Consider the following 20,028-nt stretch of genomic DNA (forward strand, 5'->3'; position numbering starts at 1 on the left):
TTGACATGGAGTGGCAGCAGCTACAGCTTGCGTCAGAAAACTACAAGCTTCAATTACTTGAAGCCGAAAAGCTACATAAAAAGCAAACAACCGTAGAACGTTTAATGAAACATTCAGAACGCGAAATTGCTCGTTTTGAACTAGATATGCAGCAAGCGCGTAAAGCGTTAAATAAATTAGAACAATCTTCATTCATTAACTTATTCCGCAATTGGTCAGGTAAGCAGGATGAGCTAATCGAGCAAAATTTAGACCAAATTGCTGTTACCGAGTTGAAGCTTATCGAAGCACAATTAACGCTAGAAGATTTACAAGATGATGTAGTCGATATTGTTCTTAAGCTAAATGCAATCAATGAGCCGTATATCGAACAGGAGCTGCAAAAGTTAAACAACGAAAAGCAGCAGTGGCTAACTGAAAATGCACCACAATTTGCGGAAAAACTAACATTCATAGCTGAGCAACAAACATTATGCAAACAGCTTACAAAAGAAATTCAAGAAGCAATCGATGCTGGGAATACTGCGTTAAGCGCATTAACAGATGCCGGCTACGCGTTACATGAGGCTGAATCATATTCGACATGGGATACGTTTTTAGGCGGTGGCTTTATTGCAACAGCGATGAAGCATGAAAAGCTAGAAACGACAAACAGCTATATTCATACCGCACAAATGGCTCTGCAACGCTTTAGCAATGAGTTATTAGATGTAAAAGACATGCGCAACGAGACAATCGAAATCGGTACTGAAGGTTTTGTTAAGTTTACCGATTTCTTCTTTGATAATATTTTTACAGATTGGTCGGTCCATTCGAAAATTACAACAGCCATGAACCAAATTTCTCGCGTTCAAGATGATGTGGCAAACACATTGCGTGAATTACAGCAAAAATTAACGGTTGCGATCAAAAAAGAAGCTGAACTGTTTTCAGAGCGTGAAGCGATTCTTAATTCCGATGAATCAGCATTGTTTTTTGAAAAATAGAGGCGTAAAATAAGTCGTATATTTTATAGAGGTTTTAGTAGTAAAACCAAATCAAAGGAGTCTTGTAAAATGAGCCGCTTAGTAGAAGAATTTTTAGAATTAGTACAAATTGATTCTGAAACAAAACATGAACAAGTGATTGCACCTATTTTAGTGCAAAAATTAGAGGATATGGGCTTTGATGTATTCCAGGACGATGCACATACACGCAACGGCCATGGTGCTGGGAATATTATCGCAACATTAAAAGGTGACGATCAAATCGAGCCAATTTACTTCACAGTGCATATGGATACAGTTGTACCGGGTGTTGGCATTAAGCCTGAAATTCGTGAAGACGGCTATATTTACTCAGATGGAACAACGATTTTAGGTGCGGATGACAAAGCAGGTATGGCGGCAATTTTCGAAATGGCACGTCGCATTAAAGAAAAAAACATCAAACATGGGACAATCCAGTTCATTATTACAGCTGGTGAAGAAAGTGGTTTAGTAGGTGCAAAGGAATTAGATCCAGCGAACATCATCGCAAAATATGGTTTTGCCGTAGATAGTGATGGTAAAGTAGGCGGTATCGTTGTAGCAGCGCCATTCCAAGCAAAAGTAAATGTCAAAGTATTCGGTAAAACGGCGCATGCGGGTGTTGCACCTGAAAAAGGGATTTCTGCCATTACTGTAGCAGCAAAAGCAGTAGCCCAGTTAAAGCTAGGTCGCTTAGATGAAGAAACAACTGCTAATATCGGACGTTTTGAAGGCGGTAAAGCAACAAACATCGTGTGTGATGAAGTCACTATTTTCGCGGAGGCACGCTCAATTGATGAAGCGAAATTAAACGCTCAGACAGCCCATATGAAAGAAACATTCGAACGTGTAGCATTAGAAAATGGGGCACGAGCTGAAATAGAAGTAGCATTATCATACCCTGGCTTCCGTGTAACTGAAGAAGATAAAGTTGTTCAAATCGCACAGGCTGCTGCAAAAGCCGTTGGACGTGAGCCACAGTTAGGTATTTCAGGTGGTGGTAGTGATGCCAATGTTATTGCAGGCTTTGGTATTCCAACTGTTAACTTGTCTGTAGGCTATGAGGAAATCCACACAACTAACGAAAGAATGCCAGTAGAAGAGCTAGAAAAACTAGCAGATTTACTAGAGCAAATTATTGTAGAAACAACAAAATAAGAGGTGAATAGATGAGCTTTGAAAAAGCAGTTGTCTTTTTATGTGGGAAAGAAGAGTATGCAGTTCCAGTAGAGCAAGTCGTTTCAATTGAAAAGTTAGAGCGCGTAACGCCGATTCCACATTTGCCAAACTACTTGCTAGGCTTCTCTCGCATTCGAGGCGAGTTAACACCTATAATTGATTTTGGACGTATTTTATACAATAACCCAACGAATACAGAGACTTCAAAAGTAATTGTTCTATCAACAGACATTGTAAATTATGGTTTATTAGTAGCCGATGCACGTGAAATCATTGATTTTGAAAACGGTGTTTTAAAGCAAATGGGGCTTGTAAATTATGAAAAGACTAAATATTTCACAGCCGTTGCCAACCTTGAAGATCGCATGATTTCTTGTGTTGATCCCAACGTATTAGTCAATTCATTAGAAGGCATTCGTGAGATAATTAATTATTTACATAAAATGCTGGAAAATGAAGATGTGAAGGCATAATAGGAATTGTGTATTCAAAATCCAGACAGACACGCTCTTTTGGTAAATGGATAGGGTAAGAACCTACATTTAATCAAAAGAAAGCGTGCTGTCTTTTTTTATTGTATTGAATCTTTCGCAGTTGAATTTTCCGCGCACACTGAACCCTCTAGGAATCACCCCAAGAAATATACTCCTGTCACTTCGTTATCGTCGCAAATGTTAAAACAAATCTAGGTGTCGATTGGTTTTAACTTTGCCGAAGCCCGCAAAAAATAAGTAACACTGAACTCAATCCATTCTTTGTTAGTAAATTTGCTCAATGTAGATATTCTTTTTTCCGTAGCCCTACTCCAAAAATTAAACTGTAATTTCATTCCTTTAAAGGTAAATGACATTATTCACAAACAATATTTGTACATTTTATAGGGATATAGTATGTTTATTGGTAGGTAATTTATACGGAAAATGTATTTGGTTTTGCTAGAAAAGAGGGACAAAATGAATGTGCTGAACAAATTGATTGAGACGAAAATTATACTAGATAAAATACCAGATTTGCAGCAGTTTAAAAAGTCGTTAGAACAGTTTATTCGTTACTATGAAGATCCTGTTCGTTTGTTAATTATGGGAGAGTTTAGTGTTGGGAAGTCATCCATTATTAACGAGTTATTACAACGAAATGTGTTACCAAGTAGCCTGTTACCAACAACGGCTATTACAACTTATATTCGTTATGATGAAAATGAGCGAATGGAAGTCCATTATTATAGCGGTAAAGTAGAAACCAAGCCGTTAACGGACTTAGCAAAATGGTCCTCAGAGCGAGAGAAGGAGACAGTAGCGCAACGTCAAGAAGTTGAGGACATACATATATATGTGAATCATCCATTGCTGAAAAAAGTAGTGTTAATCGATTCACCGGGTTTAAATTCTGCAAACGGTCATCATACCGCCCAAACGGAAAATACTTTTAACAATGCTGATGATATATTAAGTATTTTTGGTTATGGGAAAGTTGGCAGTAGCACCGAAGTGACCCAATTAAAACAGTTAAATGAGATGGGCTTCATTCCTTTAGGTGTCATTAATATGATGGATGAGGCGGGGGATGAAGTTGATATATTCGACTATTACCAATATGAGCTTGCTAAACTAAAGCCCCACATACGTAATATGATCGGCGTTTCAGCATTAGATGCGAAAATAGCTCGAGAAGAGTCGGACGATGAACTTTTTGAGATTAGTGAGTTCCCCGTGCTTCTGAAAGAAATCGATACGATTGCAAATAACGTCAGCGCCAAAGAAAAAAAGTTTGCGATGCGATTTCAAGATTATTGTAATGAGGTAATGGGTGCGCTACAGCAATATGTAAAGACTGCCAACTATACACATGCTGTCGATCATATGAATGATTTACATCAATTAATAGAACAACAGACGGTCGATAATTTAAAGCGCACACAGGATGAATTACAGGTAATCGAAAAAGAAGTGAAAGATATCCATTCTGTGATGGAGGCTCCGAAAAACTTCGTACAATGGATTTTTCATAAAAATACGTCGATTATTCAAGGGGAATTACCGCACGCTGATTATATCGAATATGTGAATACATATAAGGAACTGGTGAATTCAAAACGAAAGCTTAAGCAAGAAGTCCAACAATATAACGATAGCACGTATGAGCAATTTCGAAGTAGTTTTCATATTCGAAGACGTTTAAAAATACCGCGTTATAAGTTTAGCATTCAGCGGGATAAAGCTACGTCTATCAAAAATCGTCGTAATTTTTTACTAGCCGATTTAAAAGAGCATAATAAAAAACTCAAGGCAATACAAAAGGAAATGGCCCAGCACACACCTTATTTCCAAACGGTTTACAGCGATCAATTAGATCGTCTACATCAGAGTAAAGAAAAGCTAAAAGCAGTGACTGATGCACAAATTGAAAAAAATAATGAATCCCTAGCAAAAGCAAACGGGACTATGCAAACGATGAAACCGTTAGAAGAGCTACTAAACAATTTAAATTATTTTGCTCAAATGCTTGGGTTTTCATTACAACCTAGTAGCATCGAATTAACTCATTTAGCATTAGGTGCCAAAATGGTGCGCTCAACGAATGAGCATAATACGATGCTACAAAATGCGGTACAGCTAAATAACATACAGACTATCTGGAATGCGGAAATCCAATATCCAGAGCCATATAATTTATCGATTGAAAAAGTGAAAGCATTCTTCCTATATAGTCCTAAAATTCCGACGGGGCTCGTTGCAAGTTCGATCATTGGTTTTGGTTTGTATAAAGGGGCAGGGAATCTTCACTATTTAACGGATCTCTTACCAGAGGATACTGAAGAAATAGTGAACTACGAATCTTCGTATTCCGAGAGCGGAGGGGATCCAAGCTATTTACTTCACGACCCGGTTTTAGTCAGGGAAGATCAAATTATTGGACTACTTGAGGTAAATGAAGACATGTACGTCCAAAGGGATATAGAAGGTGAATATACGAACGGTTATTTACTAGAGTATGGTTCGTTATGGGAAGTATATGAGATATTAGGGTCTCTGTATCGCATTCAGGACGATTTTTGGGTGGATTTAAGCAACTATTCAGATTATGTGTTTTCGCCAAACTATTATGTGCAAGATTTCGCCTATGATGCGCAAGAAATTATGAGGATGACTGCTAACAGTTCGAGTGCGACGTTATATGATGCTCCAAAAGGAAATAAGCTCTATATGCGACTAGAAGAAGGTGTTAGCTATTCCGTAGAGGCAATTAGTGAAAATCATTGGATGAAGCTTGAATCAAATGTTTGGGTGAAGCTGGATGAATCAATGACCATCTATCAAGAGGCAATGCACAATGCGCTTGAACCTGGCATGGCTTCTCCGATAAGATCGGGTACAGCGAATCGTGAGTTATTCCCTATATTTGCTGGGCCAGATCGTTCTGAACCGGTTATTGGGCTATATGAAGGGGCCAGTGGGAGTGAAGTAACGATTTATGAGGCTTATGATGGAGACTGGGTCAATATCGGTCGTGATGCTTGGGTAGAGGCGAAGAAATACTTAACGATTGATTGGGCATTTCATGATACTTATAGCAGTGAAGAGGCAATTGGTGAGGTTAAAGTTTCGACACCTGTGTTAAACGTCCGTAGCGAGCCTTATAAAGAAAGTACATTACTTGGTATTTTACGCGAAGATGAAGTATTAGAAGTGTATGATTTTGATAGTAATACAGGCTGGTATCGAATCGGTACGGATGCATGGGTGTCCAATGATGAAGAGTTAGTTGAATTTACGAGCTATGAAACGCCGTTTGAAACAGATATTTTTTCAGTAATTGGCTATGTTAATCTGACTGAATCGACCAATATTTACAATATGCCGTCACATGATGCGGAAATTATCGGCTATACACCTGCTAATGTAAACTATACGTTTAACACGCCAGTAGAGTCAGGTTGGGTGATGATTTTTCCAGGTGAATGGATTTATTATGATGAATCAACCATGGACTATCAATTATATTAAGGAGATCGAATCATGCAAAATATGCAACACTTTGAAGACGCGAAGAACAAATTATTAAGTAATTTATTGCTTGCCCAAAGATTTGTGGAGCAGCAAGCGTCCACACAAATTCAAGAAAGTATGCGTACAATTTACAACACATTACAACGCGAGCAATTTGAAGTGATCGTTGTCGGAGAGTTTTCAAACGGGAAATCTACGTTTATTAACGCTTTATTACGTGATATGGTTCTTCCCACATCAAACGTGCCGACGACATCCTTTATCAATAAAATCAACTATGCAAAAGAACCGAACTTTAAAATATGCTTTGACAACGGAAAAAAACAACAGCTCGATAAGGACGAATTTTTATCGTATGTGTCGGAGGATAAGCAAAAATTTGATCAAGTAAAAGAGGCGATGTTGCAAAAGTTAAACCCGTTAGCGAAGCAAGCAACGCATCTTGAAATTGGCTATCCGACTGATATTTGTGCGAATAATATCGTGATTATTGATTCACCCGGTACGAATGATATGGATGAACGCCGTGTGCAAATTACCGATGAATATATACCGAAAAGCGATGCAGCAATTTTCGTATTAAATGCGAAAAAAATATTCTCGGCCAGTGAACGAGCGTTTTTACAACGCATTATGGATGCAGATATTCAAAAAATCTTCTTTGTCATTAACTTTAAAGATGCGATTAAAACAGAGGAAGACTATAAAGCGATTGAAGACCTTGTTTTATCCAATTTACCAACAGGCTTAAAAGTTCCGAAAGTTCATTTCGTTTCAGCGCTTCATGCGTTGCAACATTATGTGCCGCCCGTCATTAGCGACAATAACCCACGTGCTCGTAGACGTCAAGCAAATCGCTTACCGTTAGTAGAAACTGGTATGCCAGAGCTTGAGCAAGCACTGTTTCGCTTTTTAACGAAGGATAGCGGTACAGCCAAGATTGCAAAGCCTGTGCAGCGTGCAGTAAGGCTTCTGCGCGAGGTGATTGATCAGCATTTATCGTTTGAAATTCGGTCGTTAAGTGAATCAATTGCAAATATTGAACAGCACGTTCAAGAAATTCGCATGAAATTACAGCAGGAAGAGAACAATTTACAATCAAATTCGAAAGCGTTTCATCGTAAAGTTGAAAGCGAGTCTAATCAAATTGTCGCATGGTATAAAAGTGAAATTGTTAAAATTTCTGCAACTGCGAAAAATGTTTTAGAAGAGGGACTGCGAAAAGGCGAAGAACCTGAAACGATCAAAACGAACATTGATTTTAAAACGGGCCCGCTTGAAAAAAAGTTAAATATGGGGCTTAAGGAACGTACGAATAAAATGACGAATCACTTGGTTGCTACTGAGCTCCAAGGGGTATCAAATAATATTTCATCGCTAACACAGGGGTTATTTGAAAGCTCAACTGTAACGTCAGAATGGTCTGGTGATATCACTATGAGTCTGCAACCAGAGAAAATTATGAACGGTATGGTAGTTGGTGGCTTGTTAGCAGGTAGTGCATCAGTAATATTGTCAGGTGGCTTTTTTGGATGGACCACTCTTGCTGCAAGTTTAGGGGCAGGAGTAGGAGGAGCTGCTGTACACGCATATAATAATTCAAGGGATGTAGAAGATCAGCTTCGAAAACAAGTTCGTGAACGTTATGAAAAAGGATTAACACGTCGAGCAAAGGAAATTGAAAAGAGCTTTGAACAACTTGCGAGTGAAATGCGCATCAATTACGAGCAACATACGCATCAGCTTATTGAAACAGAACGTAAGCGTGCAGATAAAATTCTGGCAAACCAAAAGTTATCAGCCGATGAGCAAGAAAAGAAAATACACCATTTAAAGCAGCAACAAAAGCTAGGAGAATCAATCATTTATCAGCTCAACACGATTTACCAGGATTACACGAAACAGGAGGATTTGAATTTATATGTATAGTCAAATTCGAGAAGCAGTTGAGCAACTAAACAGCATAGCTAGCGCGCATCATTTTCCACATCTAAATGAACAATGTGCCCATTTAATTACGGATATTCAGCAAGATGCTTACTCCTTCATCGTTGTTGGAGAATTTAGTACGGGAAAATCGACGTTTATTAACGGTTTAATGGGAAAATCGTTATTGCCAACAGGTATTACGCCAACAACCTCAACGATTAACATTTTACAGTACGGAGAGCCAGCGATTGCGATTCATTTTTTAAACGGCGAGGAAGAACATGTGACCGATATGAGTCGTTTACACGATTTTATCGCTTCAAAGCTAGATGAGGTCGATTCCATTAATTATATTGGCGTTTTTCAGCCACTAGAGTTTTTACAAAATCGCACAATGGTTATTGATACCCCAGGGTTAAATGATGTCAATGAATTACGTTCAGATATTACGTATCAATATATCCCACGCGCGGATGTGATGTTTTTCTTACTGGATTGCCGTACCCCATTGCGCGCATCGGAATTTGAGTTTTTAACGGAAACTTTAGTCGCTCAAGGACTGGATCGCATTATTTTTATCGCCAATTTTGCAGACGATGTTGATGAGGACGAGCTACCGTTTATTATTGAAAAAATGGAGAACAAGCTAAAGGAAGGGCTTCAACTGGATTCTGTTGAAATTATTGCGTATTCGGCGCTTGAAGCATTAGAAGGTAAAGCCGAGCAAGACGAGGAGCTTCTAGAGATTTCAGGCTATAACCGTGTAGTAGAACGCATGCAAGTATTATGTGAAGATAATACGCGCAAAGCTGAAAAGTGTAAACGTTTTGAGCAGCGTGAGCATATGATTCGCCAGGAGCTTGTTCATTTACTGCATCAAAAGCAAAAGTTAAACAACCATTCCAAGGAAGAATTGCAACAAGAGTTGGAAAAACTAGTGAAGTGGCGTGAGGGGCAAGAGGCAGTGATTGCCAATCTTCGTAAGTATTATGAGGAACGTGTGTTTGATTTTGAAAGAATGGCATCAAAATCCGTTAGGACGTTTTTTGAGAAGGCGGAATCCTCATTAATCGAAGAGATTGAACTGTTTCAGGGGAATAATATCCAGCACTTTTTTGAAAAGCGCCTGCCATCGATCATGAACAACAAATTGAAAAACTGGATTGAACAGTATAGTCCGCAGCTACAAATTTTAATTGCGAAGCTGGAAGAGGCATTAACAGATATTTTAACAGATTTACTTAACGAAAAGGTTTATACGAATCAGTTTGCTGTTGAACCAGAGCTCTCAAAAGGGGGAGGGGTTGAAATTGAAATCGCTAAAAAACCAGACCCAACGATTGCTTCGGGGTTAATCGTAGGTGGTACGAGTGCGCTATTTTTAATTCTTGGTGGTCCAATTTTACTACCAATTATCGGTATGGTTGGCTTACCGTATTTACAAAAGAAGCTAATTGAAGACCAGCTGAAAAAAATTAAACCACAAGTAATTAGCGATTTGCAAATGAAAATAATGATAGTGCGTCACGATTTTGAACAGGAAATTCATCAATATTTACGTACGAATTGTGAAAAAGTATACGAATCATGTATTCGTATTTACGAGCAACGTATCGAACAACAATCGGCATTAATTCAACAACGTTTACAAGAGTTGAAGTCGAGTGCAGAAGATGGTCAGCAAGAAAATGTCGTAATTCAACAACAATTAATCGCAATACAAACGCTAAAATTAGAGGAGGCAAAATAATGTTTGACCCAACTTTCCAAATGGATGCCAATAATAATGCTTTTGATCATACTCAACAACAATTCGAAGCAGAGTACGGGAGTGGTTTAGTGGATAATACATTTCAATTAAGCCCAGGAGTTGCAGGCTATAATGAACTTTATTTTGGGAACGATCCGCTTAGTAAGGCTCATCAATATCAATGTCCACAGTTTACAAAGGTTACTTGGATTGACCCTTATATAAAATCGGATGGCACGCTTGTTGACGGGCATTTCCGTTCAATGCCGGATGATACGACATTAAACAATTTAAATCGATTTTAAATTTGCAGAAATCCTTTTAGCATTACCAACAATAGTAAACCCTACATTTATTAAAGTTTAAGGATGACGACTAAATAAAAATATTAGCATGAATCATGAACTGCTTCCTGTCGAGTAAACAGGGTAAATAAAGAAAATATCATAAGCGGCTTGGGCCAATTAATATTTTTGTTTTATTCTAAATGTAGGGATAAGTAGGTAATTTAAGTGCAATACAACATTCATGAGCAGTCTTATTACCAAAAAAGGAACAAAACAATCCATCTCTTTATATTGAAGTTACCAAAATTGACAAGAGACTGCTAAAACTAAAAAGACTTAAAATTCATAGTCGATTCCTACTAAAGATTTTAGTGTGAATCGACTTTATTAATGTCCATTGTTTTTCTAAATTGTTTGATGTAGGCAAACCCAGTAATTCCAAAGACAATTACTGAAATAATGCTAAGTGTAAGTACTAAATTATCCTCAACCCAAGGAACATTCCCCAATACAAAGCCACCAGCTAGCCAAACGGTTGTCCAAATAATAGCGCCGACAAAGTTGTAGCGTAAAAACGTACTATATGAAAAGTTTGTGTAGCCAGAAATAAATGGCGTCATTGTTCGCATAAGTGGCACAAATCGTGAAAATGTAATCGCAACTCGGTCGTAATTCTCAAGGAAATGCTGTGCTTTTTGTACGTTTTCTTCAGATACGATTTTCATAAATAAATTGCGCTGAGCTGGGATTTTTCGTATGGATCGACCGATAAAATAGTTGTTGCAATCGGCAAGTGTAGTTGCAACAATAAACAATATAAATAGAACCATTAAATCAAGCTTTCCAAGCGCGGCTAAGGTACCACTTGTAAAAACGGTGCTATCTCCAGGTAAAAATGTTAAAATAACGAAAGCGGTTTTTGTAAATACAACAGCAAACAACAGCAAATATATATAAATGCCAAGTTCTTTTATGTAATGAAAAATTACTTGATCGATTTCTCGTAGAAATTGGATGATGTCAGGCAGCATAGTAGTTTCCTTTCAATGATTATTAATATGTATTAGTATAGCCGAATTTTGGAAATTTTGTTTGTTTCGGCTCTGAAAATTTTCGTGAAACTGGGGTGAAAAATTGTTTAATGAATCGACAAAACCAAAGCTACACATTCCGAAAACAAAATTGGAGTGGGGCTTTGATACAGTAGGGTATTTAGCGCTTGCCACGATGTTTGTCGTGCTTATTGTCAATTGGAGTGACCTACCTGCGCAAGTGCCAGCTCATGTTGGGGCAAATGGACAGGTCGATCGCTGGGGCTCGAAATGGGAGTTGCTTATATTACCTGTCATTGGAATTGGGCTGCATTTTTTCCTGTTTGTTTTAGAAAAGTTCCCAGAAACACATAATTACCCAGCAAATTTTAATGAAAAAAACGCAGTCGCTTTTTACACTAATAGCCGTCAAACAATGAATTATACGCGTAATATTATTAATGTGCTATTTACATATTCGGTAATTGAGGTCACTTCGCTTGCACTTGGACATGACAGTTCACTCGGTTTGCTATTTTACATGATTTTAGGTTTGCTGTTTATTGTGCTTGGCTACAAAATATACAAAACGTTTCAAATAAAATGATGAGGTGTTATAAATGAAGGCTTATTTAGCAAACGGACTATTTTCAATTGGGGATCGTTATGTCAATGATCTATTAGCACGCGAATTACGCGCAGCGATTCCACAAATAGATCTTTACGTACCACAAGAAAATGATGCAATTAATGATAAAAATGCCTATGCGGATAGCTTAGCTATTGCGCAAGCGGATTTAAATAGTTTAAAAGAGAGCGACGTGTTAATTGCCGTAATTGATGGAGTAGAAATTGATTCAGGTGTTGCCGCAGAAATTGGTGCGTTTGCAATGCTTAACCGTCCGATTGTGGCGCTATTAAGCGATGTACGTCAGCAAGGAAGAACGAATGCTAAGAAAATTGAGGCACTCATTGCGGATGGTACAGAAAATCAATTTATTTACCGCAATTTATTCGTTGTTGGATTGATTAAGCAAAATGGTGTGATTGCAACAACGATTGAGGACGTTGTGGCGCTGGTAAAAGAGTTAGGTAAATAATTTTAAGCAAGCTGTATTTCTTAGGGGATATGGCTTTTTTATTTGTATAATAAAGTTTTTATAAAAATTTTACATATTTTCAAAACTCGTTCGTCTAGTAAGGTAAGAGAGGTGACGTACATGGATTTTGAACGTTTATACAATGAGCAGTTTCATTTGATGTATGTATTTATTCGCTACATGGTCGGAAATGCTGAACTGGCAGAGGATTTAACACAAGAAACGTTTTTACGCATTTATAAGGCCAAAAATTTAGACCGGGTTGCGAATGAACAAGTGTATACACGGCAAGTCGCACGCAATCTTGTATATGATTATTATCGCAGAAAAGCACTCATAAAGTGGCTGCCATTTTCACAACGCCATGAGCAACAAGAAGTTACATATGTACCCGAAGATTGGTTGCTTCAGCAAGAACAGCGCAAAGCTTTGTTTGAAGCATTGCAGCAGCTAAAGCCTTTACAGCGTGAAATCCTAATTTACCGCAAAATTGAAGAACGCTCAATTGAAGAAACGTGCAATATTTTAGGACTAACAGCGATGAAGGTCGTCAATACACAGCGCAGTGCAATGAAAAGATTAGAACAAATTCTAGGAGGTGCTTACGATGAAGCTTGAAGAAAACTTCCAACAGCTACAAAACCATCCTGTAAATGAACAATTACAGCATAATATTCGTATGAAATTAGACGATAAAAAACCGCAAAAGCAGTGGAATTGGCTCGGTAGTCGCTTAGGTGAGTTTAGCTTTGTTCTTTTGTTAATTGCACTCGGTAGCTTTTTACTATTCACTTCATTACAGCATACACAGCAGGCTGCTTCTAATTCGATTCAAGCAATTTATTCATATCAAAGTGAGGATAGCGACCTAGCTTTCCGGGCAAAACCATCTACAAACTATATCGGGATGGAAAATGTCACAACGGAAAGCCTAGTGTCATTATTTGAGAATATTAATGAGTTGCCAACCATTTCGCCAACATCTAAAATGTATGGTGATTATGAAATAATAATAGTTTATGAAGACGGAGAGCAGCGTCGTTTTGAATTCGATTCGACCTACTTATATGATGTAGATAAAAAGGTGTTTTATCCAGGCTATGGAGAAATGCCAGCAATGATTTATTCGGATCTGTTCGCGGCACATCATTCGAATAAGTTACCGATCTATTTAATGCCGCTTTTGATATTAGCGTTAATTGGCGGTATATCGGTATTTTATAATCGTAGGAAAATCGAGCTTCCTCAGAAAAATAAATCGCAGAATATCGCAATTGCCATCTACACAGTGACGGTACTAACAGTGTTTTATTATGTATATAATATTGGGTTGCTGTACTTCCCATTGCTATTGTTGATCATTTTAGCTTTAGCGTACCTCATGTGGTGGGCAATCAAACGTGCAGTGACTAATCCATTGATACTAAGAGTAGAGAAAATACGAATCATTGCACTTGTAATAATTGTTGTAGTGTTTCTTATATGGGGATAGGTGAGGGAAATGTCAGAAAATCAATGCCCGCTTTGTCAGGGGGAAAATGCTTGTAATGTTGAGGATGCACAAAATTGCTGGTGTATGACTATGAACATTCCACAGCAGGTGAAAGATCTTGTACCAGCTGAATTGAAAAACACGAGCTGTATTTGTGCGGCTTGTGTGGAGAAATATCGTGTAATTGGAGAGTAAGTGAACTAAATGAGTGATGCAATGCTATTTGTTGACATGTGGATGGATGATGTGATGGCCTTTGTCGATTTAAGATCAGCCATTCGATTCAACGCTTGGCAAAAGTAAATAATGATTTTTTTAGCGCAAAACATAGATTTTTAATACCGCATACATGAAATGTGACTTCATGTATGTGGTTTTTTATTTCGGAAAATTTGGAACTAAAAGTTTTTTAAAGAGTCAATTAGCAAAAGAGTTATTTCAATTAAAAGGGTGTGATTGCTTTGGTTGATAAGAAAGCAAGACGTAAGAAATTTATTAGAATTTTATTAATGGTCAGTGCTTTATTCTTGGGAGTTGTAGGATATGCGATTTACTGGGCTTTTTTTGACATGAACCGCTTGCCAAAAGGGGAATATTTAACGGAAGCAATTTCACCTGATGGCACATATACAGTAAAGTCCTATGTAAACAGTCCAAGCTTAAGCGCAGATGCGGTAAGAGGCGAGATAATATTTAATAAAAAAAATGGTAAAACGAAAAATATATATTGGAATTACCGTGAATCAAGAGCAACAATCGAATGGCTGGATCATCAAACGGTTGTTATAAATGGACACAAGCTTCAAGTACCGAATGAAAAATTTGATTGGCGGCGAGAATAAAGCTTGTTTCTGTATTCCTCACAAATTGATGTTATACTAACAAAATGAAATCAATGTAAGGGGAACGTTATGCAAGTAAAGTTATTTGAGGCGCGCTACGCAAATTCAGTAGCGATCCTATTAAACAAGTATTTACCGTTTGAAGAAGAAAACGAAAACACCGTGCTACAAGCAGGCGGCATTCAATATATTTGTGTTGCCAATGAAGAGGTCGTTGGTTATATTGCGGGTCACTTAATCGAAGAAGCACACAACGAGTTTCCATATTTTGAACAGGAGCTACGCGGATTGCGTTCGTTAAGTATGGACAAGGCAACATTCAATACAAGTCATTTAGTGGTCAATCCGAGTTACCGCGGACAGGGAATCGGTCGTGCACTCGTTGAAGCTTATAATGCGGCAGTGAAAGAACAAGCAGATGCCATGATCGTAGTCGGCTGGGTGAAGTCAGATACGAATAGGTGGGAGGCGGAAAAGTTATTTACCAAAATCGATTTAACACGATTTATTTATTTGGATAAATACTTTAAGCCGTACGAAGTGTATTGCCCGAGTTGTGCTGGGTTATGTTACTGCGATGCGGATATTTATTATAAGGCCTATTAAGACTGGAGAAGCTGCGAAAATGTAGCTTCTTTTTTATGATATAAGTGGTGAAAGATGATGGTTGTTGAAACTTTCTGAAAATTTATTCGTATAGTAATTAAAGTGTTTAGGAGGCGGTATGCATGTCTAGCATTATTTACTTGATTTTTTTTATGTCACCATTGTATGCGGTCATCATCTGGTCGTATTTGAATCCAAAAGAGAGCCTACTTTGGGGGAAACGAGGGATATTTAAAGAAGAGCCTGAAGTAACGGAGGCTGCAATACGTCAAGCAAAGGTAACCGCGATTTTCGGTTTGATTTGGCTAACTTTTATGTTGTTATTGGGGATAATGATAATATATATTTATTACTGAGAAAGTTGTGCTTCGAAATAATAAAGTCATATAACATATTCATCCACTATCATAGATGAGCCCTACTATAACGCGCTGGGACTGGTGATGTATGTGAGAAATAAGTGTGTAGGGCAATAAAATAGAATGCTTTTTGGTCATTTCCGGCAGATAGATCCAATTGAAAAGATTCATGCATTAATTGACATCGATATCTATATCCATCCTTTTACAGAGGATGGATAATAACAAGTTATATATACGCATCTTCAAGTTTCATGCACCTGATACACAGTGCTAAACGATTTTGCAAAAATTGAATGGCTGGATCATCAAACGGTTGTTATTAATGGGCACACACTACATGTGTTAAAGAGAATATTTAAAAATATCCACCATTTCCTCGTCAGTTTCATGGATGGTCTCTTCTAACGTCCAGCCTCGTTTGATGTAATAATCTGAGGCATTTTCGGTTTTTAAGTAGATTTCGGAAATGCCTAATGATTTCACATGATTTATTAAATAATTCATAAGTTGCTAAATTTATTTACAAACACCTAATGGATTGCCGTCAGGGTCATAGAAAGTAAAAAACCTAGTAGTTCCTTCTTCACCAATTGGATTTACCTTGATATCCCGTTCAACTAACAATTTATGAGTCTCTTCAATATCATGAGAAATAAAATTGTAATATTTACCGACACCGAAATTATTATCAGGGAACTTCATTGGTTGATGATTTTGTGTTTTAACAAGACATACTACTGTTTGAGACTTTTCTGCTATCTTCATAACAGCTGCCTCTACCTCAATATAAATAACCGTAAAGCCAAGTTTTTCTTCGTACCATTTTGCTGATAATACAGGGTCTTTCACAGGAATAAATACTCCTTCCATTCCCTTCAATAATGCTTTGGTCATTTTCTTTAGCTCCTTATACAATATCTTGATTAGTATATACGTTCTCCTATTATTTACATTTCTCCTTGTAAAATCCTTAATATTTTTTGTGCTTCGTTAGTTTAATAAAGACTATTACGTGAATTATACCCTTTGCATATGAGTATCTTTAAAGCTTTGTTTATATTTTAAGCCGTAGCCTAAACAGCGATCCAAAAATATGTGAGCAATCCAAATACAAGAAATCATGAGCAACGTGTCGATTTCGAGTAGAATCGAAGCACCGATTAAAATTGCCGGAATAACAACACTATGACCAATATTGTAGAACAATGCACCAATTGTGGAATTAATGATATAACCCATCATCGCAATGTCTGGGACAAACAATAACAAGAGAAATAGCCAAAATGAAAAATCTAGCTGTAAATAAATGAACAACGTTAGTAAAAATGCGAAGCCGTATTCAGTATGGAGTACAATTTTATTCATCGTGAAAACCTTCTTTCAATTGGTCAAATAATTGATTGATGGATTGATCAATTTGCTTTTGATTTTTTTCAAATTGTTGATTGCCCATTAATTGAGTAATCAACTGTAGGGTGTTGATGGCTTGTTGATAAAAAGTGATTTTATTTGTTAATTGCTGTGATTTTTCATCAAATAGAGCAACCGTTGTTTCATTGCATGCCACGGTTATTTCTTGTGATTTTAACAGTGTAAGCTGCTCAATTTCTTTTAAAGAAAATCCGAGCTGCTTTAATACGACAATCATCTTTAGCTGTGCCTCGCAGGATTCATCATAATCGCGATAGCCATTCGGTAATCTTTTTGGTTGGAGTAATCCTTCTTTTTCATAGAAACGGATGGTATCCATTGAAACAAGAAGTTTTTTTGAGAACGTTTTTATTTGCATATTCATCACCTCATGTAAACGATAACATTGGAGTGCACTCTAAGGTCAAGTAAAGAAATTTAAATTTGTATATATTGTGAATTGTTAAAATACTAAAGAATAATAGGAACAAATTGTAAGTAAAGGCGTTTCATCAATGAAGGAGGTAAAAACTGGACAAATAAACTACATGAGGTGAGCATTTTGGATTCACAACAATTATTAAATGTTAGTAACAATTTACTTCTTAGTGGCTTTATATTATTGCTAATCGCAATTGTGCCACTTGGGCTCTCTGTCAAATCAAACAGAACTCTTTTCGGTAAGCTGGGCATTGTTATAACGTATGCAGCATTTATTTTACAGCTTGGTTATTTTATAACGAGGTGGGTTGCAGTAAAACATGCACCTGTAAGTAATATGTTTGAGTTTGTGACGTTTTTCGGGATCATGTTGATTGGCGGCTTTATACTAATCTATCACATGTATAAGCAAGTGATCGTCGGTTTATTTGTTATTCCGATTTCACTCATCATTATTGGCTACGGCAGTGCTTTTTCTAGTGAAGTTTCGCCATTAGTGCCATCGTTAATCAGTAACTGGCTTACCATTCACGTTATTACGGTTGCCATATCGAGTGCCATATTATCGATTTCGTTTGCAACAGGGATTATGTATCTTTTAAAGGTGCTAGATGTGACGAAAAAATCAATCAGCACACGTTCATTAGAATTCGTGTTGTATTGTTTAGTCGTGGTAATCGGCTTTGTTGGTGCATCGACGGTATTTAGCTTTGCAATGGAGCCTGTTACAATTGCCTACAAAGATGTACAAGGAAATGAAAGTACAGTGATTTATGAAATGTACCCGCTCGTTGTTAACGAAAATCATGACCAAGTTGGACTTTTGACAATTTCGAATAAAATTGATGCAGCAAAACTAAATTCCATTGCCTGGGCTTTCATTGTCGGTACAGTGTTATACATAGTGATCCGACTCATCACAAGAAGAAGTATAAGCATGATTTTAAAGCCCCTAACAAAACGGGTAAATGCTAATTTGATGGACGAAATTTCTTACCGAGCAGTTGTCATTGGATTCCCACTATTTGCACTTGGTGGCTTATTATTTGCGATGATTTGGGCGCAAATTGCATGGGGCAGATTTTGGGGCTGGGATCCTAAGGAAGTATGGGCACTCATTACGTTTCTGTTTTATGCTGCAATGCTACATTTACGATTATCGAAGTCCTGGGAAGGTGAAAAGACCGCATGGATGACGATTATCGGATTTGGCATTATTATATTCAATCAAGTTTTCGTAAACCTTGTCATCGCAGGGCTTCATTCGTATGCATAACAGTTAGCTTGAAATAAATTTAAAAATGCTTGCTCACTTTTTAGGAGCGGGCATTTTTAATTAGGGTGACATCATTTAATGCTACCTACATCATGTAGCTTTGTAATAAAGATTGATTATTTATAATAAAGATCGATTATTTGTAATAAAGTTTGATTAAAATCATCTCTCCTCTGTAGATTTCTTAGAGGATAGATAATTTTTCGTTGGACAATTATGTTAATGTAACTATAAAGATTGTGAAGAAATGTACTTAAACTAACGGGGCAGTTTAGTTGAATAAGAATAAATGAAAAATCATTCTGTAAGGAGTGTAGAAATTGAAAGTTGCATTTTTTGATAGAGATGGCACTATAATTGAAGATTATTTAGATCATGAATGGACTAGAATAGAGCATCCAGTATTTATAGATGGGTCAATTAGCACGTTAAAAGAAGTCATAAAGAAAGGTTATAAAATCATAATTATTACCAACCAATACATTATTAACGAAGGATATATTACGGTTGACCAATACCATGATATAAATAATCAAGTGGAGAGAGAGTTAACTCGCCAAGGTGTTGAACTGCTTGATGTCTTTTATTGTCCACATGGTAAATGTGAGGGGTGTACTTGTATGAAGCCTAATATTGGAATGGTTAAGCAGGCAATTCATAAATATCCTGAAATTAATTTGGAAGAGTCCTTTATGATTGGTGACTCAGCAGTTGATGTAGAATTAGCAATAAATATAGGAATTAAAGGTTTTGGAATCAGAGTAGGTTCTAATTACAAGGAAGGAAATATATATCAATTGAACAGTGTAAAAGATTTACCACTTTATATTTAATATTGGTTTATAGCTGTGCCATCACAAAAATTTTTAATTAATAAACTGTTCCTTCTTCAACTAACGGGGGCTTTAGTTGAGGAAGAAAAATAAATAAAGGACCATACATATTAGACATATCTAATATGTATGGTCTTTTTATTATCAACCTTTTTGACTCCTAACCTAAATATAATATCAGTATACCTATACAATAAACGGAAATGTCATTACGGATTCTTTTGAAAATGTGAATCCAGATGAAGTAAACGAATCTCTTGGACTAACCGGAAATAATGAGTCCGAGTCCAAATCAGCAAGATCTTCAACAAATGAAGGTGAGCTTTCTAGTGTTGATACAAATGGAAATGGTATCGTGACAATCGCAGAAGCAAAAGCAGCTGGTTGAGTTGCTTAGGCAGCTCTTTTTTCTTATTGAGCTAACGGGGCAGTTTAGTTTAATAAGATTTGTTACACAGAAGGTTATTTTGTAGCTG

At 37.0% G+C, this 20,028-nt stretch carries 21 protein-coding genes and 1 pseudogene; 18 read left to right on the forward strand and 4 right to left on the reverse strand.

What is annotated here, in order from left to right; translation table 11 throughout:
• The first annotated feature begins 5 nt into the window (after positions 1-5).
• The 7 genes from LZ480_RS06180 (at position 6) to LZ480_RS06210 (ending at position 10,177) form a co-directional block, all read left to right on the forward strand.
• Positions 6-986, forward strand: a complete 981-nt coding sequence (locus LZ480_RS06180) for a hypothetical protein (protein ID WP_241368505.1) — start codon at positions 6-8, stop codon at positions 984-986.
• Between the two features lie 69 nt (positions 987-1,055).
• Entirely contained in the window at positions 1,056-2,165 is a 1,110-nt protein-coding gene (locus tag LZ480_RS06185; protein ID WP_241368506.1) for a M20/M25/M40 family metallo-hydrolase, read from the forward strand.
• A gap of 11 nt (positions 2,166-2,176) precedes the next feature.
• A complete protein-coding gene (locus tag LZ480_RS06190) occupies positions 2,177-2,659 on the forward strand; it encodes a chemotaxis protein CheW (protein ID WP_241368507.1) in 483 nt (160 codons plus the stop codon).
• Between the two features lie 480 nt (positions 2,660-3,139).
• A complete protein-coding gene (locus tag LZ480_RS06195; protein WP_241368508.1) occupies positions 3,140-6,190 on the forward strand; it encodes a dynamin family protein in 3,051 nt (1,016 codons plus the stop codon).
• Positions 6,191-6,202: 12 nt separating this feature from the next.
• The gene (locus LZ480_RS06200; protein ID WP_241368509.1) at positions 6,203-8,122 is read left to right on the forward strand and encodes a dynamin family protein; all 1,920 of its coding nucleotides are present in this window, start codon (positions 6,203-6,205) and stop codon (positions 8,120-8,122) included.
• Positions 8,115-9,872 carry a dynamin family protein gene (locus LZ480_RS06205; RefSeq protein WP_241368510.1) on the forward strand — a complete coding sequence of 586 codons (1,758 nt, stop codon included), beginning with the start codon at positions 8,115-8,117 and terminating at the stop codon, positions 9,870-9,872. The genes LZ480_RS06200 and LZ480_RS06205 overlap by 8 nt, the downstream gene beginning before the upstream one ends.
• A complete protein-coding gene (locus tag LZ480_RS06210; RefSeq protein WP_241368511.1) occupies positions 9,872-10,177 on the forward strand; it encodes a hypothetical protein in 306 nt (101 codons plus the stop codon). Before LZ480_RS06205 ends, LZ480_RS06210 begins: the two co-directional genes overlap by 1 nt.
• Before the next feature lie 350 nt (positions 10,178-10,527).
• On the opposite strand, the gene LZ480_RS06215 is transcribed toward LZ480_RS06210, so the two are convergent.
• Positions 10,528-11,190, reverse strand: a complete 663-nt coding sequence (locus tag LZ480_RS06215) for a DedA family protein (RefSeq protein ID WP_241368512.1) — start codon at positions 11,188-11,190, stop codon at positions 10,528-10,530.
• Positions 11,191-11,293: 103 nt separating this feature from the next.
• On the opposite strand from LZ480_RS06215, the gene LZ480_RS06220 reads away from it, so the two are divergent.
• The 8 genes from LZ480_RS06220 (at position 11,294) to LZ480_RS06255 (ending at position 15,586) form a co-directional block, all read left to right on the forward strand.
• Entirely contained in the window at positions 11,294-11,797 is a 504-nt protein-coding gene (locus LZ480_RS06220; RefSeq protein WP_241368513.1) for a DUF1648 domain-containing protein, read from the forward strand.
• A 13-nt stretch (positions 11,798-11,810) separates the two neighbouring features.
• The gene (locus LZ480_RS06225) at positions 11,811-12,290 is read left to right on the forward strand and encodes a nucleoside 2-deoxyribosyltransferase (protein ID WP_241368514.1); all 480 of its coding nucleotides are present in this window, start codon (positions 11,811-11,813) and stop codon (positions 12,288-12,290) included.
• Between the two features lie 120 nt (positions 12,291-12,410).
• Positions 12,411-12,908, forward strand: a complete 498-nt coding sequence (locus tag LZ480_RS06230; protein WP_241368515.1) for an RNA polymerase sigma factor — start codon at positions 12,411-12,413, stop codon at positions 12,906-12,908.
• Positions 12,898-13,782: a hypothetical protein gene (locus tag LZ480_RS06235; protein WP_241368516.1), complete on the forward strand. Its 885-nt coding sequence runs from the start codon at positions 12,898-12,900 to the stop codon at positions 13,780-13,782. The genes LZ480_RS06230 and LZ480_RS06235 overlap by 11 nt, the downstream gene beginning before the upstream one ends.
• A gap of 9 nt (positions 13,783-13,791) precedes the next feature.
• Positions 13,792-13,977 carry a cysteine-rich CWC family protein gene (locus tag LZ480_RS06240; RefSeq protein ID WP_241368517.1) on the forward strand — a complete coding sequence of 62 codons (186 nt, stop codon included), beginning with the start codon at positions 13,792-13,794 and terminating at the stop codon, positions 13,975-13,977.
• 266 nt (positions 13,978-14,243) lie between these two features.
• A complete protein-coding gene (locus tag LZ480_RS06245) occupies positions 14,244-14,624 on the forward strand; it encodes a DUF5412 domain-containing protein (RefSeq protein WP_255731226.1) in 381 nt (126 codons plus the stop codon).
• Positions 14,625-14,693: 69 nt separating this feature from the next.
• A complete protein-coding gene (locus LZ480_RS06250) occupies positions 14,694-15,230 on the forward strand; it encodes a GNAT family N-acetyltransferase (protein ID WP_241368518.1) in 537 nt (178 codons plus the stop codon).
• 122 nt (positions 15,231-15,352) lie between these two features.
• Positions 15,353-15,586 (forward strand): hypothetical protein, encoded by a 234-nt coding sequence (locus LZ480_RS06255; RefSeq protein ID WP_241368519.1) that lies wholly within the window; start codon positions 15,353-15,355, stop codon positions 15,584-15,586.
• Between the two features lie 522 nt (positions 15,587-16,108).
• Here the strand turns inward: LZ480_RS06255 and LZ480_RS06260 are convergent.
• From LZ480_RS06260 to LZ480_RS06270, 3 genes are all read right to left on the reverse strand, one after another.
• Complete coding sequence (locus LZ480_RS06260; RefSeq protein WP_241368520.1) at positions 16,109-16,486, reverse strand: VOC family protein; 378 nt, start codon at positions 16,484-16,486, stop codon at positions 16,109-16,111.
• Between the two features lie 123 nt (positions 16,487-16,609).
• Positions 16,610-16,957 carry a DUF4260 family protein gene (locus tag LZ480_RS06265; RefSeq protein WP_241368521.1) on the reverse strand — a complete coding sequence of 116 codons (348 nt, stop codon included), beginning with the start codon at positions 16,955-16,957 and terminating at the stop codon, positions 16,610-16,612.
• The gene (locus LZ480_RS06270) at positions 16,950-17,381 is read right to left on the reverse strand and encodes a MerR family transcriptional regulator (RefSeq protein WP_241368522.1); all 432 of its coding nucleotides are present in this window, start codon (positions 17,379-17,381) and stop codon (positions 16,950-16,952) included. Before LZ480_RS06270 ends, LZ480_RS06265 begins: the two co-directional genes overlap by 8 nt.
• A gap of 183 nt (positions 17,382-17,564) precedes the next feature.
• Here LZ480_RS06270 and ccsB point away from each other — a divergent pair, with 183 nt between their 5' ends.
• From ccsB to LZ480_RS06285, 3 genes and pseudogenes are all read left to right on the forward strand, one after another.
• Positions 17,565-18,719, forward strand: coding sequence for a c-type cytochrome biogenesis protein CcsB (ccsB, locus tag LZ480_RS06275; RefSeq protein ID WP_241368523.1), 1,155 nt, complete (start codon positions 17,565-17,567; stop codon positions 18,717-18,719).
• Positions 18,720-19,039: 320 nt separating this feature from the next.
• Positions 19,040-19,552, forward strand: a complete 513-nt coding sequence (locus LZ480_RS06280; protein ID WP_099424277.1) for an HAD-IIIA family hydrolase — start codon at positions 19,040-19,042, stop codon at positions 19,550-19,552.
• A 175-nt stretch (positions 19,553-19,727) separates the two neighbouring features.
• A pseudogene (locus LZ480_RS06285) lies at positions 19,728-19,937 on the forward strand (DNA/RNA non-specific endonuclease); the annotation flags it as partial.
• Between the last annotated feature and the right edge of the window lie 91 nt (positions 19,938-20,028).

Source organism: Solibacillus palustris, assembly GCF_022549215.1.
In the GTDB taxonomy this organism is placed as follows: Bacteria; Bacillota; Bacilli; order Bacillales_A; family Planococcaceae; genus Solibacillus; species Solibacillus daqui.

What these genes read in the sequence shown, in the direction of transcription:
- LZ480_RS06180 (WP_241368505.1), top strand. Translation starts at nt 6, where the DNA reads ATGGAGTGGCAGCAGCTACAGCTTGCGTCAGAAAACTACAAGCTTCAA.
- LZ480_RS06185 (WP_241368506.1), top strand. Translation starts at nt 1,056, where the DNA reads ATGAGCCGCTTAGTAGAAGAATTTTTAGAATTAGTACAAATTGATTCT.
- LZ480_RS06190 (WP_241368507.1), top strand. Translation starts at nt 2,177, where the DNA reads ATGAGCTTTGAAAAAGCAGTTGTCTTTTTATGTGGGAAAGAAGAGTAT.
- LZ480_RS06195 (WP_241368508.1), top strand. Translation starts at nt 3,140, where the DNA reads ATGAATGTGCTGAACAAATTGATTGAGACGAAAATTATACTAGATAAA.
- LZ480_RS06200 (WP_241368509.1), top strand. Translation starts at nt 6,203, where the DNA reads ATGCAAAATATGCAACACTTTGAAGACGCGAAGAACAAATTATTAAGT.
- LZ480_RS06205 (WP_241368510.1), top strand. Translation starts at nt 8,115, where the DNA reads ATGTATAGTCAAATTCGAGAAGCAGTTGAGCAACTAAACAGCATAGCT.
- LZ480_RS06210 (WP_241368511.1), top strand. Translation starts at nt 9,872, where the DNA reads ATGTTTGACCCAACTTTCCAAATGGATGCCAATAATAATGCTTTTGAT.
- LZ480_RS06215 (WP_241368512.1), bottom strand. Translation starts at nt 11,190, where the DNA reads ATGCTGCCTGACATCATCCAATTTCTACGAGAAATCGATCAAGTAATT.
- LZ480_RS06225 (WP_241368514.1), top strand. Translation starts at nt 11,811, where the DNA reads ATGAAGGCTTATTTAGCAAACGGACTATTTTCAATTGGGGATCGTTAT.
- LZ480_RS06230 (WP_241368515.1), top strand. Translation starts at nt 12,411, where the DNA reads ATGGATTTTGAACGTTTATACAATGAGCAGTTTCATTTGATGTATGTA.
- LZ480_RS06235 (WP_241368516.1), top strand. Translation starts at nt 12,898, where the DNA reads ATGAAGCTTGAAGAAAACTTCCAACAGCTACAAAACCATCCTGTAAAT.
- LZ480_RS06240 (WP_241368517.1), top strand. Translation starts at nt 13,792, where the DNA reads ATGTCAGAAAATCAATGCCCGCTTTGTCAGGGGGAAAATGCTTGTAAT.
- LZ480_RS06250 (WP_241368518.1), top strand. Translation starts at nt 14,694, where the DNA reads ATGCAAGTAAAGTTATTTGAGGCGCGCTACGCAAATTCAGTAGCGATC.
- LZ480_RS06255 (WP_241368519.1), top strand. Translation starts at nt 15,353, where the DNA reads ATGTCTAGCATTATTTACTTGATTTTTTTTATGTCACCATTGTATGCG.
- LZ480_RS06260 (WP_241368520.1), bottom strand. Translation starts at nt 16,486, where the DNA reads ATGACCAAAGCATTATTGAAGGGAATGGAAGGAGTATTTATTCCTGTG.
- LZ480_RS06265 (WP_241368521.1), bottom strand. Translation starts at nt 16,957, where the DNA reads ATGAATAAAATTGTACTCCATACTGAATACGGCTTCGCATTTTTACTA.
- LZ480_RS06270 (WP_241368522.1), bottom strand. Translation starts at nt 17,381, where the DNA reads ATGCAAATAAAAACGTTCTCAAAAAAACTTCTTGTTTCAATGGATACC.